This window comes from Galbibacter kalidii (genome assembly GCF_026241135.1).
Classification (GTDB): domain Bacteria; phylum Bacteroidota; class Bacteroidia; order Flavobacteriales; family Flavobacteriaceae; genus Galbibacter.
On sequence record NZ_JAPFGA010000108.1, the window covers coordinates 1 to 514 of the forward strand.

Annotated in this window: 1 protein-coding gene; it reads left to right on the plus strand. The window is 69.6% G+C overall.

Features of this window, described 5'->3' with window-relative positions:
- Positions 1–380, plus strand: a 380-nt coding sequence (locus tag OOZ15_RS20115) for an Asp-tRNA(Asn)/Glu-tRNA(Gln) amidotransferase subunit GatB (RefSeq protein ID WP_265958208.1), incomplete at its 5' end; no start/stop codon positions are given.
- Between the last annotated feature and the right edge of the window lie 134 nt (positions 381–514).

Below are 514 nucleotides of genomic sequence, written 5' to 3' on the forward strand. Positions count from 1 at the left end.
GCCTGCCGATCCAGCACAGCCCCGTCTCGGCCGAGGCGCTCGGCGAACTGATCGGGCGGGTGATGGACGATACCATCAACGGCAAGGCGGCCAAGCAGGTCTTCCAGGCCCTGTGGAACGGCGAGGGGGCCAGCGCCGACGAGGTGATCGAGGCCAAGGGCCTCAAGCAGGTCACCGACACCGGCGCCATCGAGGCGATGATCGACCAGGTGATCGCCGACAGCCCCGCCCAGGTGGCCCAGTACCGCGACGCCGAGCCGGACAAGCGCGGCAAGATGATCGGCTACTTCGTCGGCCAGGTGATGAAGGCCTCCCGCGGCACCGCCAACCCCCAGCAGGTCAACGCGCTTCTCAAGGAGAAGCTCGACGCGCTCTGCTGAGACGCAACGGGAGGCTCGTCGTCCGGCGGCGCCCGGACGACGGCCACCGTCTGAACAAGAGGACATCCGGATGTCGGACGATGTGGGCGCCCGCCTGCGGGCCCTGCGCACCCTGCGCGGGATCTCCCAGCGCG